Source organism: Mucilaginibacter sp. P2_A5, assembly GCF_056404995.1.
In genome coordinates this window covers 20,893-34,086 of the sequence record NZ_JBFUCY010000051.1, presented here as the reverse complement: position 1 = coordinate 34,086, position 13,194 = coordinate 20,893, and the positions used below count along the sequence as shown (strand labels likewise).

The 13,194-nt window shown below is 42.5% G+C and carries 15 protein-coding genes; 4 read left to right on the top strand and 11 right to left on the bottom strand.

What is annotated here, in order from left to right; genetic code table 11:
• Positions 1-699: 699 nt before the first annotated feature.
• From AC1DXF_RS28325 to AC1DXF_RS28315, 3 genes are all read right to left on the bottom strand, one after another.
• A complete protein-coding gene (locus AC1DXF_RS28325) occupies positions 700-1,071 on the bottom strand; it encodes a DUF6799 domain-containing protein (protein ID WP_477452052.1) in 372 nt (123 codons plus the stop codon).
• Positions 1,072-1,132: 61 nt separating this feature from the next.
• The gene (locus tag AC1DXF_RS28320) at positions 1,133-3,157 is read right to left on the bottom strand and encodes a copper-translocating P-type ATPase (protein WP_477452051.1); all 2,025 of its coding nucleotides are present in this window, start codon (positions 3,155-3,157) and stop codon (positions 1,133-1,135) included.
• A gap of 189 nt (positions 3,158-3,346) precedes the next feature.
• Positions 3,347-3,805, bottom strand: coding sequence for a hypothetical protein (locus AC1DXF_RS28315; RefSeq protein WP_477452050.1), 459 nt, complete (start codon positions 3,803-3,805; stop codon positions 3,347-3,349).
• A gap of 402 nt (positions 3,806-4,207) precedes the next feature.
• Between AC1DXF_RS28315 and AC1DXF_RS28310 the strand changes: the two genes are divergently transcribed.
• Positions 4,208-4,705: a hypothetical protein gene (locus tag AC1DXF_RS28310; protein ID WP_477452049.1), complete on the top strand. Its 498-nt coding sequence runs from the start codon at positions 4,208-4,210 to the stop codon at positions 4,703-4,705.
• A gap of 185 nt (positions 4,706-4,890) precedes the next feature.
• Here the strand turns inward: AC1DXF_RS28310 and AC1DXF_RS28305 are convergent, their stop codons facing one another.
• The 5 genes from AC1DXF_RS28305 to AC1DXF_RS28285 form a co-directional block, all read right to left on the bottom strand.
• The gene (locus tag AC1DXF_RS28305; RefSeq protein ID WP_477452048.1) at positions 4,891-7,152 is read right to left on the bottom strand and encodes a multicopper oxidase domain-containing protein; all 2,262 of its coding nucleotides are present in this window, start codon (positions 7,150-7,152) and stop codon (positions 4,891-4,893) included.
• A 43-nt stretch (positions 7,153-7,195) separates the two neighbouring features.
• The gene (locus AC1DXF_RS28300; protein WP_477452047.1) at positions 7,196-7,705 is read right to left on the bottom strand and encodes a DUF3347 domain-containing protein; all 510 of its coding nucleotides are present in this window, start codon (positions 7,703-7,705) and stop codon (positions 7,196-7,198) included.
• A gap of 325 nt (positions 7,706-8,030) precedes the next feature.
• Positions 8,031-8,447, bottom strand: a complete 417-nt coding sequence (locus tag AC1DXF_RS28295; RefSeq protein ID WP_477452046.1) for an HYC_CC_PP family protein — start codon at positions 8,445-8,447, stop codon at positions 8,031-8,033.
• A gap of 97 nt (positions 8,448-8,544) precedes the next feature.
• Positions 8,545-8,736, bottom strand: a complete 192-nt coding sequence (locus AC1DXF_RS28290) for a hypothetical protein (protein ID WP_477452045.1) — start codon at positions 8,734-8,736, stop codon at positions 8,545-8,547.
• Positions 8,737-8,783: 47 nt separating this feature from the next.
• Positions 8,784-9,068: a hypothetical protein gene (locus AC1DXF_RS28285; protein WP_477452044.1), complete on the bottom strand. Its 285-nt coding sequence runs from the start codon at positions 9,066-9,068 to the stop codon at positions 8,784-8,786.
• A gap of 152 nt (positions 9,069-9,220) precedes the next feature.
• Between AC1DXF_RS28285 and AC1DXF_RS28280 the strand changes: the two genes are divergently transcribed.
• Positions 9,221-10,012, top strand: coding sequence for a CHAD domain-containing protein (locus tag AC1DXF_RS28280; protein WP_477452043.1), 792 nt, complete (start codon positions 9,221-9,223; stop codon positions 10,010-10,012).
• Positions 10,013-10,090: 78 nt separating this feature from the next.
• On the opposite strand, the gene AC1DXF_RS28275 is transcribed toward AC1DXF_RS28280, so the two are convergent.
• Complete coding sequence (locus AC1DXF_RS28275) at positions 10,091-10,594, bottom strand: GNAT family N-acetyltransferase (RefSeq protein WP_477452042.1); 504 nt, start codon at positions 10,592-10,594, stop codon at positions 10,091-10,093.
• A gap of 105 nt (positions 10,595-10,699) precedes the next feature.
• Complete coding sequence (locus AC1DXF_RS28270) at positions 10,700-11,203, bottom strand: peptide-methionine (S)-S-oxide reductase (protein WP_477452041.1); 504 nt, start codon at positions 11,201-11,203, stop codon at positions 10,700-10,702.
• Positions 11,204-11,378: 175 nt separating this feature from the next.
• Between AC1DXF_RS28270 and AC1DXF_RS28265 the strand changes: the two genes are divergently transcribed.
• Together AC1DXF_RS28265 and AC1DXF_RS28260 are read left to right on the top strand one after the other, a co-directional pair.
• The gene (locus tag AC1DXF_RS28265) at positions 11,379-11,864 is read left to right on the top strand and encodes a CAP domain-containing protein (RefSeq protein WP_477452040.1); all 486 of its coding nucleotides are present in this window, start codon (positions 11,379-11,381) and stop codon (positions 11,862-11,864) included.
• 32 nt (positions 11,865-11,896) lie between these two features.
• A complete protein-coding gene (locus AC1DXF_RS28260) occupies positions 11,897-12,526 on the top strand; it encodes a hypothetical protein (protein ID WP_477452039.1) in 630 nt (209 codons plus the stop codon).
• A gap of 6 nt (positions 12,527-12,532) precedes the next feature.
• Here AC1DXF_RS28260 and AC1DXF_RS28255 read toward each other — a convergent pair whose 3' ends face one another.
• Positions 12,533-12,844: a hypothetical protein gene (locus AC1DXF_RS28255; RefSeq protein ID WP_477452038.1), complete on the bottom strand. Its 312-nt coding sequence runs from the start codon at positions 12,842-12,844 to the stop codon at positions 12,533-12,535.
• Positions 12,845-13,194 lie beyond the last annotated feature (350 nt).

Below are 13,194 nucleotides of genomic sequence, written 5' to 3'. Positions count from 1 at the left end.
GCCAATTACCTTTGTTGAAGCAAAGAGAGTATTCTAGCTGGGCCTTGGGCAATCATAAAAGGCAGGGACTAATACGGCACTTAGTTCTCAAAAACATAGGAGGTACGAAAGTTCACCCTGCCTTTTATAATAACGTTTTCCACAAAGTTTTTAGTTTTTAACACCCCCCAGACCCCCCATTTCAACAACAACAATATTTACTGATAAATTGTCTTTGTAAGACCAAAGGTAGGTACGGAACTTATGAAGCGTACCTACGGCACGCAAAAATGTTGATTTACAAGTGCTACAAATGTTTTGCTCCGATGGAGCAACCTGTGAATTCATTAACTTAATAATATTGAGGGTCTCCCTTGTGGCCCGCTGATCGGTCAACGCCATGCTAAGTAATGAATATCTAGCTCCCGGATGTCTAATTTCAACCAGTTTTTTTTGTATCCCCACGTTTCGCGTAAGTGATTGCACCGGATACCGGCCTTCGCGCTTAAGGCCTGCAGGCGTATGAGGGAAAAGCACGACCCTGCTTCTACCAGCAGGGATACGCCCGGATTAGATGTGAAATGTGCCCAGTGTTTTAAATGAAAGCAAAGCTTATAGTTACATTTTCATGCCGCCCATGTCTGCCGGTTGCCGCAAGAGCTTTGCTGCCTGGTAAAAAACGGCTTACCAAATCACAATAAGCCGTTCTTTAAATCCAGCCTACATTTTATGCCCCGTAGTATCTTTTTTCATCGGCATTTTTGGCATTTCGCCGTTCATCATCACGCACTGGCCTTCTTTTAACTTCATTGTTTTGCCGCCTTTCATTTTACAGGTTCCGTCGGCCTCAACAATGGTACCGTTTGTCATGGTTTTAGCCCCGGTCATGGGCATGGTTTTGCCATTCATCATGGCCATCATTTTACCGTCTTTCATCATTACACAATCGTGCATTTTATCCATCGACATATGCGACATCTTGTGCATCGATTTGTGCGACATCTTATGCATTGTAGTGTCGGTTGTTTTGGTTTGTGCCATAGCGCTACAACTTAAGGTAACAGCAATAAGGGCAATCATCATTCTTTTCATTTTTCTGGTGGTTTATATTGGTTTATATTTTGCTTGTTGATGGGACCTGGTTCAGGGTTTGTTATTCTTTCACTTTCAGCATACCTGCATTTATTGCCACAACCACGGTACTTACCGTCATTAACACCGCCCCTACTGCCGGGCTTAAAAGAATGCCCTGGCTATATAACACGCCCGCAGCCAGGGGCAGCGCAACAATGTTATACCCGGTTGCCCAAATCAAATTCTGGATCATTTTACGATAGGTTGCCTTGCCAAACAGGATCAGGCTTACAATATCTTTCGGGTTGCTGTTCACCAGTACAATACCGGCAGTTTCGGCCGCGATATCGCTGCCCGAACCAACGGCAATACCAATATCAGCCTGGGCCAGCGCGGGGGCATCGTTAACACCATCACCGGTCATGGCCACAAATTCGCCCTTGCTTTGCAGCTCTTTAATTTTATCCAATTTTTGATGAGGCAAAACTTCGGCAATAAAACTATCCATGCCTAAAGTTTTGCTTACGCTTGCCGCTACTTTACTGTTATCGCCGGTTAACAAAACAGACCTGATGTTTTCCTGCTTTAAGGTTTTAATGGCATCTGCCGACTCGGAGCGGATCTCATCCGAAAGGGCTATGTACCCAGCCAATTGCTGGTCAATTATTACAAATACCACCGTTTCGGTATCATTGGCATTATATTCACCGGGAACGGCCAGCTTATTTTCTTTTAAATAACCCGGACTAACCACCAATATCTTTTTCCCATCTACCGTTGCCTCGACACCCTGGCCGGTTATGGCATTAAAGTTTTGTGCCTGCGGGATGGTAATTTTTAAGTCTTTTACTTTTTGCAGAATGCCGGTGGCTATGGGGTGCTCGGAGTTTTGTTCCAAGGCAGATGCCAGGCGGATAAGGTCGTCCTGTTTAATTTCTTTATTAAACGAAACCACTTTGGATACTTCAAATTTGCCCACGGTGAGCGTGCCTGTTTTATCAAATACCACGGTGGTTATTTTACGGGCATTTTCAAAAGCAGTGCGGTTTTTAATAAGCAGGCCATGTTTGGCCGATAATGCCGTTGATTTGGCTACCACCAGCGGAACAGCCAGCCCTAAAGCATGCGGACAGCAAATAACAATAACGGTTACCATCCGTTCCATAGCGAAGGCCATGGTTTGCCCGGTTAAAAACCAGTACATAAACGTGCCGATACCCGTTATTAGGGCTATAATTGTCAACCATTTTGCTGCGGTATCGGCCAATAACTGGGTTTGCGATTTTGACTTTTGCGCATCGTCAACCAGCTTAACAACCTGCGACAGGTAGGAATCTTTGGCGGCATGCGAAACCGTTACTTTAAACGAACCGTTGCCATTGATGGAGCCGGCTATAACCTTATCGCCCTTTACTTTTTGTACCGGCTTTGATTCGCCTGTGAGCATCGATTCATTGAGGTAGCTCTCGCCTTCGAGTATAATACCATCTGCCGCCACTTTTTCTCCGGGCTTTACCAGGATGATATCATTCGCGTTTAACGTATCTGTTTTAACGTCGTGTACGCTGTCACCCATCACCATGTGCGCATCAGCCGGCATGAGCTTAACCAGCAACTCCAGTTCATTTGACGCGCCCATAACCGATCGCATCTCTATCCAATGCCCTAAAAGCATAATGAGGATAAGGGTAGCCAATTCCCAAAAGAAATCCATCCCCTTGAGACCGAAAACGATGGCCACGCTGTAGCTATAGGCCACCGTAATTGCAAAGCCTATCAGGAACATCATCCCCGGATTTTTGGCTTTGGCCTCGCTTACCAAACCGGTTAAAAAAGGCCAGCCGCCATAAATAAACACAACCGATGACAAGGCAAACAAAATGTACGACGAACCTTTAAACTGCCAGTTAACGCCCATGAAATGCTGGATCATGGTTGATAATAACATAATGGGGACAGTAAGTGCCAGTACCACATAAAACCGCTTTTTAAAGTCGGCAATCATCATGGCGTGGTGGTCATGCTGCGACATTCCCATATGCTGATTGTGGCCATCATGCATTTTATGATGATCCATCCCTTCATGCTTTTTGTTCATCTCCATATCATTCTATTTAAGCAGTTCTGATTTTTTTCCTTCAGGATACTCTTTATAGCAATCGCATTTCTAAAATACCGGGAAGCGAATTTTTACTTTTTCCGGGGCCCGGATTTTTACAACACAAATCAGGCCGGGTATTCTCTGCCGAAAACCCAACCCGAATGTTTCAAAACGCGTGTTAAAAAAAGGCTGTTAACCTTTGGCTTTTTTTGCCTCGGCCTTTTTCTTTTCCTGCTCTAAAAAGTAACAATGCGCGGCGCAGGCATGCAGTTTATAATTTGAATGGGCAGTACCAAAGTTATGCCCCTTTGGATCTAAAATGGCACATTTTTCTTTATCCAGGTCTTTGGTGTTCAGTACATTTTCGCCATTGATATTATAGTAGGAGCCATTCTTTTTTGCTGTCCCCATTTTTTTTCCATTGGCGTCAATTACGTTACCGGCGGCATCAATAAAATATAGTTTTTGCCCCTTATTGTTGCGTACAATATTGTCCTTATCAATATGGCCTAATTGAGTACCCCCTGCATCCCTGATCCATCCCTTGTCGGTAATGATAATTTTGAAAGTTGTATCTTTTTTAACCTGGGCATTAACCGTAACCGCTGCGGTCATGGTTAATATGAATAAAAGGAAGTGTAGCTTTTTCATAATTGTGAAATTTAATTTATTCAAATCTCCTTTATTTAAAGCCCTGTTCAAATGATCATCAACACGTTGATATGTGATCAAAATCATTATATTAATCTATATTTCAATAAGTTATTGTTAAGCCAATTACCGCAAGCGTTTTTCGCTGCCGCTCCAACCTTGTGTCCCACTAACAGGTGAACATAATGTCAAATAATAAATATTGCAACACCCCCCTGATAGATAAGCAATATGTTAAGTAATGAAGTGAAAGCCCGAATATGAACATTTATCCGGGCTTTTGTAGCTATCTGGCGCTGTTTGGCGTTTATATTAACAGAATGGTTGTAACTTTATGCAGCTAAACCAACATTCAATGAGCAGGAAATATAAATTTTTGATGCACTTAAAATAAGTTTTGAAATGAAAATATTTATAACATTAATATTCGTCATGACATATAGCTATATCCCAAAGGAAAAGTATCTTGCGATATTAGCAACCAATTATAAATCTCCATTGTATATAGTAATCCCAGAAAAGGGGCAATCAAATTCATTTTTTATTACAACCACTTACGAACTACATAATTACTATCAAAGAATAAATAAAGATAATTCCATTACTTACAAAAAGTTTTTAATAGAAATATTCGATAAAAGAATTAAAATTGATTCGGCGCTTTGTGATCCTCATTCATGTTTTCCGGTAAATAACAATCTGGCGATAAATAAGGAACTTGACGAATATGGAATTAAATATATTATTAGTAAATATTTGATTCCACTTAAGGGTGAATTGAGAAGTAAAAATTTAGATTCACAAACGACGATGGCCTTAATCAAAATTATGTTCAATAATAGTTATTTGATTGCATTTTCCGATTACTCAGGGTCTTATGGATTTAAAAAAGTAAACTAATCGCCTTAGCGAAAGTTCTTGTACAAAAGAATGTGGGCAGCTGACTTATGACTTGAATTACATATAAGCATATGCAACCCCCAGATGTTTAATTTCATCCGGGGGGTTTTGTTTACCCGCAGAATTGCGGTGAAAAAATGCTACGACTGTGCTAAACGCACGTTCCTTGGCGCAACAAACACTGTTCAATAAGTCAGCGTTAATCCACCACCCAGGCCCATATCACTGTCGTAATGCGATGACAAAGAGAAATACTTGGTAAAAATATACCGCATGCCAACGGTGTATTCTTTATCGGTATTCCCCACCAGCGTAAACCTTAACCGGCTGGTTAAAGGAATATCTTCCCTCCCCAATTGAAACCTGAATTTGCCATTCCCATCAACACGGGCATCGGCAACAAACAGCATGGGTAATATATACGATACCCCTGCAACCACGGTATGGCGGTTGTTTTTATTGCTTTGCTGGCCAAACAGGTTTTTTTCCTGGTCGTTTGATTTTTTGTAATGGTAATCAAAACCTGCATATGCATACAGCCATTGCATTTGTCCAAAATAACGGCCAACCATGGTTTCGCTTTCATAACCTTTTCGGTTGTTTACGCCCAGGTGCCATAGGGTTGATAATTTCCACCGGGTATTGGCTATGCTAACGGTACCATCACTCCCATTGCTTTCCAATCCTATTTTGGCTGCCGGGAAAAAGCGGCGGTCATCGGCGTATACTTTTTTTATGGCGCTTGCCGGGTCGGGCAGTTCGGGGTTGGGTGGCGAATTTTGGTAGCTGAATATGCGGCCCATACCGCTCATCATATGGTAAAGGATATGGCAATGAAAAAACCAATCGCCGCTTGCCGTAGCCGCAAACTCAATGGTATCAGTTTCCATCGGCATAATATCCAGCGTATTTTTTAGCGGCGAATAATCTCCCTGCCCGTTCAACACCCTAAAGTAATGCCCGTGCAAATGCATGGGGTGGCGCATCATCGTGTTATTGTACAGGATGATGCGAACATTTTCTCCTTTTTTGATCAGGATCTTATCCGATTCGGAAACCGTTTTATTATTTATCGTCCAAACATAGCGGTTCATGTTACCGGTAAGGTTAAAATGCAAAACCTTTAACGAGCCGGCTGGTAAATTAGTGGGTTTAGCAGCCTTTAACATCCCATAATTAAGGGTAACAATATCGGTGCTGCCCGCCATATCCATACCAGGCATATCACTCATTTTTTTGGCGGCTGCAGTGGTATCATTTGGAGCTGCGCTGTCGCCGGTAATTTCGGGATACATTACGGTATTCATATCCATCACCTGGTTGGTCATCACCATGCCATCCATTTTTTTCATGTTGCCATCCATTCCCATCATGTCGTTCATCATCTTCATGCCTTCAAAATATTTGAGCCTGGGCAAGGGCTTGGCTTTAAACTGCGTTCCACTCCCCAACCATAATGAGGTTGACCGGGTACGGTCTTCGGATGTTGCCAAAAATTCAAAGCTCCCGTCGCGGGGGATGGTAACTATCACATCGTATGTTTCGGCTACGGCTATAATCAGCCTGTCAACAGGTACCGGTTGTACATCCTCGCCATCATTAGCCGCAATTGTAATTTTGCCGCCGGCATACTTTAGCCAAAAATAGGTTGATGAGCTGCCGTTAATAATGCGCAGTTTCACATGATCGCCTTTTTTAAACTGCGGGGCATTATTAACCGCCTTGCCATTGCTAAAAAAACGGTCGTAATAAACATCGCTTACGTCCATTGCTACCATTCGCTTCCATTCGTTGGTTAGCTTGGTTTTAAAATGACCTTCGGCTACAGCTTCCGCATAGTTTTGGGTACTGCCTTTACGAATGCCGTACCAATCGGTTTGGTTATGTAATGATCGTTCTACCTGGTCGGGATTTTCATTGGTCCAATCACTCAGCAGCAAGGTGTACTCCTTTTGTTCGGCTGGCTGTTTTGGATGAATAATAAATGCGCCATACATACCGCTTTGTTGCTGTGTCATGGTATGCGAGTGGTACCAGTAAGTGCCATGCTGCACCAGCGGGAACTTGTAAAAATGAGTTTGCCCGGCCTCAACTGGCGAGGTGGTAAGGTACGAAACGCCATCATAGCGATTGGGCAATATAAGCCCATGCCAGTGGATAGAAGTTTCCATCATCATCTGGTTATGCACATATATTTCGGCGGTATCACCCTCGGTAAACTCCAATGCAGGAGCAGGAATGCTGCCGTTAATGGCCATAGCCGGCCTTGCTTTGCCTGTGTAATTTACAGTAGTATCGCCAATGTATAAATGATATATTTCGCGATTGCCTACCTTGGTGTAAAAGGGTTTGCGCGGCTCCTTTTCGTCCATTTTCATAGCCATATGCTGTGCATAGGCCGAAAAAGACAAAAAGAAACTCAATAAAGTTACTGTGTATCTTTTCATAATAAAATAAGCTGCCGGAATTACCCCGGCAGCATTTAATAATTTATTTTGTTGCAGGGCTAATGGTTTCACTAACCTTGCCGCAGGTAAGCATCATATTGCCGTAATAAGGGTTTTTTATAGCTTCATCTGCCGATAGCCAGTAACTTTTTTTCATGGGACAATAGGCATAGTAAACAGGCTTATCGGTTAATTTTACCGCCTTGGCCAGTTTAAAAAAGTTTGCCGAAAAATTAGCAAAATGCTCTCTTTGATGGGCTATGTCCTTACTTTCGGATATGTGCCTTGCATCAAAAGCCAGCTTTTCCTGCAAAGGCTTAAAAGCGGCCGCATCTGTGGCGGGGAGTGACTTTACATCAACCCCATTTACGGTTTTTAAAAACTCTCCCGCACTGGCAGCAGCATCCGCGCTGTTTGATTTGATCAAGGCATCCTTAACGCCGTAATAAGATGATAATAACGGGCTAAGCGCCGTTGCTTTGTTATCCTGTGCAAAAAGTTGTTGGGTAAACGCGGCTGCAACTAAAGCAACCAATAAAAATATCTTTTTCATGATTTTAGTAATTTAATATAAACAGATCATCTGCCTTAACACCTGGTTCGGCAGTATTTTAAATAGTTGTTAAAAAGCTTTCCTTTTTATTTTTAATACAAATTTAACCTGTATGGCTATTTAATCTTTTACAGTATTTGGTTTTTAAGTTATGTTATTTAATGATTTTGAGCTATCGGTTAAAACCTGAACGAACGCCAAACACAAATGCATTAATAAAATTGACCTTGAACTGCATATAGCACAATGGCGGCAATATCAATTTAATTCGGGCAAAAAATCGGGCATTAAAAACCAGGGCCGGTGGGTACGGCAAAAGCCCGAATCAGATAAGAAGAGTTTTGTTATAAATATAAATGGGTTGCGATGCCACAAACGGGGGCCCGGTGGCCCTTGGCCAGCTTTTTAAATTGGCTATTACCTGCGGCACGTAAAATAGGTGCACTTTAACAGGCAACATTACTGCCGCCTGGCCAATTGAAAATTGAAAATCAAAATTGGAACTAAAATTTTCCTTTACCACATAAGTACCGTGATGGTAACAACAATCACAGTTGCCACTTTTGCAGTCATCATCTTTGTCCTGATCTTTACCGGCGTCATGATGTGATTGGTGCATTTGCCGGGCCGCGGCCGTGTTAGTAAACAGGTAACTGGCTGTACAATGCAAAAGGCATGCATATATACCTGTTGTTAGTAACAGGTAAAACGCGGTAATAGCCAAAGCGCAGATTTTTTTCATTTAGCCCCTGCTGTAATTATTGGTCAAAGGTATTATTAAAATAATGAATGAAATAAAGGTTAATTAAATTTCACTCATTATCCCGCTAACCTTGTTGCTATTTCTCAAACTCATCCGGGTTTAACTCGGGTTGTTCGGTTTCATCCGGCGGCAGTTCATTGGGGATGTTTTCTGGGCCTTCTTCGGGCACATCCGGTTCACCGGGATCAGTTGGCTGCCTTATTTCGGGCCTTTCGGGATTAACCGGCATTTCGTCTGGCTCGTTTGGCATCGTTTGTTTCTTGCTCATGACTTATTTACTTATAGGACAATTGCTCGTCCTGTGTTTTAACTCGGTTATATTGTCTTAAACTGCGGATGCTTTACAATTTGCGCCGCAATGCTTAATAAATCCTGGCCGGTGAAAGCACCCGGGCCATCAAAATCAAAATGATGATCGCTATATATTGTAATTGTGCCCAGCAGTCCATCTTGCGGTACATCTACCGACCGCGATTGCTCATAATCTATCCAATCTTCGGCTTTATCCGCCGCGTAAATCTTAAATTGATTAACTTTATCCTGCGGTTGGAATTTTAACAGCCGCTGGCCCTGGCCAACGCGTATTTCAAAAGCTTTCATTGTAATAGTAATTGTATTTAAAAGACAGTTTGGGGCTTAAAAGGTTTGAAAAAATGCGTCCCATATTGCAATCAAATGCAGACTATTGAAACACACCTGCGTTATATAAGGTTACCCTGTTATTCAACATTGTTTTAAACTGGTATTGCCACATGAAGAAAAAGGACGAAAAGAAATATATGGAACGGGAATGGCACTCCATGACCCATCATTTAAAAGCCTTCATAAAAACCGGCGACCAGGAAAGCCTGCACCATTTTCGCACGGGTGTAAAAAAACTAAGGGCGTTTATTACGTTGACTGAAAGTGTTAAACAAGGCCGCAACACAATGAAATTGTTTAAACCTGTGCGCGAAATTTTTAAGCAGGCCGGTGAGGTACGCAACGCCTATATCAATATCCAGCTGGGCAAAAACCAACAAGCTATACAAGTGGATTTTATGCATGCCCAGGAACAGTTGATGAACACTTTGGCACAGCAGCTAAAAGCACAGGGGCCGCACTACCTGGCTACCCTGCAAAAGGTGCACCGTAAGGTAAAAAAACGTATCCCCAAATTAAAAAACCTGCACATCGGTTTATATTATCAGCAGCACCTGGAAAGCATTGCTGCCGGTTTGCAAACACATGGTTTCGCCGAAGATTTGCACACAGCCCGCAAGCAAATAAAAATGCTGATTTATAATTATCACCTTGTAAAACCTAATCTTGACAGGCCGTTTAACGACGACTACCTGGAACAGGTACAAAACGCGGTTGGCAACTGGCACGATAACAGTGTTACTATCGACCTTTTTGCCGCCGAAGCCACGCAGGGCGAAACCGCAGTAGCGTCGCTGAAAAAACAGGCGGTACAACTGAAAAGACAGGTAACCAAATTGCTTAAAGGGTTTTATGACCGGGCTACAACAGTAACCGAGTTACCGCTGGAACAGGTGAGTTAAGTCAATAGTACTAAGTCTCAAGTCAAAAGTTTAAATTATCCCTCTTTGACATGGTACTTAAAACTTTCGACTAAAGGGCTATTTCCTCGGATATTCGAAATACGACAGGATCAATCCCTCATACCTGTCAACCAGTCCCTGACAGCTAAAGCCGCTTTTGAGCAGCACCATTTGCGAACCTTTATTTTCCTGGTCGGTAACGGCCACTACTTTTTGGGTTTGGGGGATAGTAAAAGCATAATCAACAACCAGTTTTGCCATTTCGGTAGCATAGCCTTTGCCCCAATAGGGCGTAGCCAGGCTGTAGCCCAGTTCAATAACGGTATCATCGCCTGCGTTAAACTCGCGCAACAGGCAGCTGCCCATAAAATTGCCGGTTTCGCGCTCAATAATGGCCCAACGGTTAAGGGCGGCATCGGGTTGTGCCATGCTTTGCTGTAATAGCTCGCTGTATTGTTCGGCCGTGCGTACGGGTAAATACGCGTTCACTACCGGGTCCATATGTATGTTCACGTAGGGTTCTTCATCTGCAGGAATAAAAGGCCGGATAATAAGGTGCGGCGATTCAAGGCTAAAGCTCATTGCAATTCAATTTTAACAAATGTGCCAATTTTGGGGAGGAGTATCAAGTAGCGAGTATCAAGTATCAAGACTGAAAACTGAATATACTTAGCTGTCAGATCGGCCTTAAAGGTGGATTAGTTTCCCGGCATCTGCCACATCTGCAAAACGTGCCAGCAGCACCCTCAATTTGGGGTTCACTATATTTTGGCAAAAAGGCTTATCGGGGTTACTGTAGTAGTAATTGAGGTAATTATCGCTATTGAGCCGGAATCGTTTAAATGGGATAACTTTAGTGATGATTACACTCTCAAACTCCGGCTGCAGGGCTTCAATGGCTTTTTGGGCGATAGTTGCCTGTGTTTCATTAAAAGTATAAACCGCCGACCGGTATTTAGCCCGCATGCTATGGTTTACCGTGCAGGCGTGGGTATATAAATGCACTGCAATAAGTGTTTGTAATGATATCACCTTTGCATCAAATTCAACAATAACGGCTTCGCTAAAAGTTAAATTTTGGCCATCAGACGCTATCCACCCTTGCTGAACAGCTGCCACTCCTTTCAACGATAAAAAAATAGCTTCGGTGCACCAGTGGCAACTTCCGCCAAAACCAATTTTGCTGACCATTTTTTAGTCCACAAAGTTAACAATTGGGCGCCGATATTTTTTACGGCATTTGATAACACATATGCATTATGCAGCCAGCTGGTTACCTACTTTTTGCAATAATGAATAAGCTGCTGTGCTGTGTTATTAACATATTTTAAATTAAATTGGGGGCTTATTACCGGTAAAACCTGGCATGCTGAATATTGTTAAGAAACTGATACTCCCCCTTATATGCGTGATTATACTGGGAACCTCCTGCCGTAAGGCGGTGCTGGCACCCGATAACCCGTCGAAAGCTAAATTATTGGATTTGGTGAACAGCTACCGGGCATCGGGCTGTACCTGTGGCACTGTTTATTATCCACCAGTTACCCCCGTTGTTTGGAACGATACCCTGCAGGTTGCCGCCCAGAGGCACAGTAATGATATGGGCGAGAAACACTTCTTTAGCCATACCGGCAGCGATGGTACCAACACCGGCGACAGGCTGATGAGCCTGAATTATATTTTCTCCACCTATGGTGAAAACATTGCCGAAGGTTATGCCAGCGAGGCTGATGTAATGGTAGGCTGGATTAAAAGCCCCGGCCACTGCCAAAACATTATGAATGGCGATTTTACCCAAATGGGCGTAGCCACCAGCGGGAAGTATTGGACGCAGGTTTTTTCGGCACATTAAGACTTTATTATATCACCTAAGCACATTATCTAATGAACCGCTCATTTAAAATGTACCACAAGTACGTACCAGTAGCTACTAATTTTTTAATTATTGCGCTGTTTGCAATTACATCGGCTTGCAATCACGTTCAAAAACGAGTCGATAAACATGTCGGCTTTAGTGAAACAGATAAAATTATCGAAGCCGTTATTTTGCAGGATAGTTTGCCTGTGATAAAACAGAAAAAACATCAATCACAGGCATTTATTATCAGCAGTTCACTGTATAGAACTTACGTTATAAATAAAAGAGACCGAACTAACAGGCAGCAGAACGTGGTCTTACTATCTCACCTGCTTCAGGATCGGTATTTCCAACGATCTGATAGTTTATTTTTGTTTAGCCAAAACGATAGACCAGCAACTGACTCAATTTCACGCATATTTCAAAAACGGCTGAATCTGCCAAAATCGACACCTGCAACCGGGCCTGAAGATGACATCGTTAAAGAGTATGTATTCTGCATTCCGATATTTTCCAAAGATGGCAAAACAGCGTTTGTTACTGTAACCAATTATTGCAGCCATTGCATGTCCACTGATTCTTACTTTTTAGAAAAGTCCCATGATGAGTGGAAACTTGTCACCAAAACGCATTTTATGGAAAGCGAGGGTGCTTAGGATTGACTATCCAAAATAAGCTTCCGTTGATGCCACCAGGCTCAACAACTCCAAAACCGGCTCTGCCTCAAGTCCGCTTGCCCAAAGTTCATCAGCAAATTTCTTGAATGAGGCTAACGATTGCAGCACCTGGTGAGCTTCTTCATTTTCCAGCTGATCAAAATGCATAAAGGTTTTGCCATCGGGCAGCAACCAGCAAGTGTATTTGATGCCGGGGTGGTTAAGTTGTTTTAGTTCGGCAACAACGCCTGCTATATTGGCCTGGTTTATGGGCGCAAACTCAGGCTTGGTGGTGTATTGTACGCGTACTACTTTCATTTTATCTCTTTATTAAATCTTTAAAATTTTATTCAGATTCACTTTCGGACTTTCGGACTTTCGGACTTCAGCAAATAAGGCAAGACACTGACCATCACTATACAAACCTAAAATTAAATATCCTTTTTAACATGGTACGATATCGACAATTTCAGGGTGTTTTTGCGACCAGGCAGACTATACAAAGTGTTGCAGTTTTTTGGATATTGCCCAAATAGAAGTTGGCCCCGTTTTTACAATTGGTCAAAGTTTGCCAAAATAACATTTCGTTTCAGGTAATTGGATCACATATATTTAACTTATGGCTATGTACTTACTACTTTAGCCTCTAATAAACTTTGCTGTAACCA

Coding starts and splice junctions, on each gene's coding strand:
- AC1DXF_RS28280 (WP_477452043.1), top strand. CDS start 9,221: ATGAAGAAAAAGGACGAAAAGAAATATATGGAACGGGAATGGCACTCC.
- AC1DXF_RS28325 (WP_477452052.1), bottom strand. CDS start 1,071: ATGAAAAGAATGATGATTGCCCTTATTGCTGTTACCTTAAGTTGTAGC.
- AC1DXF_RS28320 (WP_477452051.1), bottom strand. CDS start 3,157: ATGGAGATGAACAAAAAGCATGAAGGGATGGATCATCATAAAATGCAT.
- AC1DXF_RS28265 (WP_477452040.1), top strand. CDS start 11,379: ATGCTGAATATTGTTAAGAAACTGATACTCCCCCTTATATGCGTGATT.
- AC1DXF_RS28305 (WP_477452048.1), bottom strand. CDS start 7,152: ATGAAAAGATACACAGTAACTTTATTGAGTTTCTTTTTGTCTTTTTCG.
- AC1DXF_RS28290 (WP_477452045.1), bottom strand. CDS start 8,736: ATGAGCAAGAAACAAACGATGCCAAACGAGCCAGACGAAATGCCGGTT.
- AC1DXF_RS28270 (WP_477452041.1), bottom strand. CDS start 11,203: ATGGTCAGCAAAATTGGTTTTGGCGGAAGTTGCCACTGGTGCACCGAA.
- AC1DXF_RS28285 (WP_477452044.1), bottom strand. CDS start 9,068: ATGAAAGCTTTTGAAATACGCGTTGGCCAGGGCCAGCGGCTGTTAAAA.
- AC1DXF_RS28255 (WP_477452038.1), bottom strand. CDS start 12,844: ATGAAAGTAGTACGCGTACAATACACCACCAAGCCTGAGTTTGCGCCC.
- AC1DXF_RS28275 (WP_477452042.1), bottom strand. CDS start 10,594: ATGAGCTTTAGCCTTGAATCGCCGCACCTTATTATCCGGCCTTTTATT.
- AC1DXF_RS28315 (WP_477452050.1), bottom strand. CDS start 3,805: ATGAAAAAGCTACACTTCCTTTTATTCATATTAACCATGACCGCAGCG.
- AC1DXF_RS28300 (WP_477452047.1), bottom strand. CDS start 7,705: ATGAAAAAGATATTTTTATTGGTTGCTTTAGTTGCAGCCGCGTTTACC.
- AC1DXF_RS28260 (WP_477452039.1), top strand. CDS start 11,897: ATGAACCGCTCATTTAAAATGTACCACAAGTACGTACCAGTAGCTACT.
- AC1DXF_RS28295 (WP_477452046.1), bottom strand. CDS start 8,447: ATGAAAAAAATCTGCGCTTTGGCTATTACCGCGTTTTACCTGTTACTA.
- AC1DXF_RS28310 (WP_477452049.1), top strand. CDS start 4,208: ATGAAAATATTTATAACATTAATATTCGTCATGACATATAGCTATATC.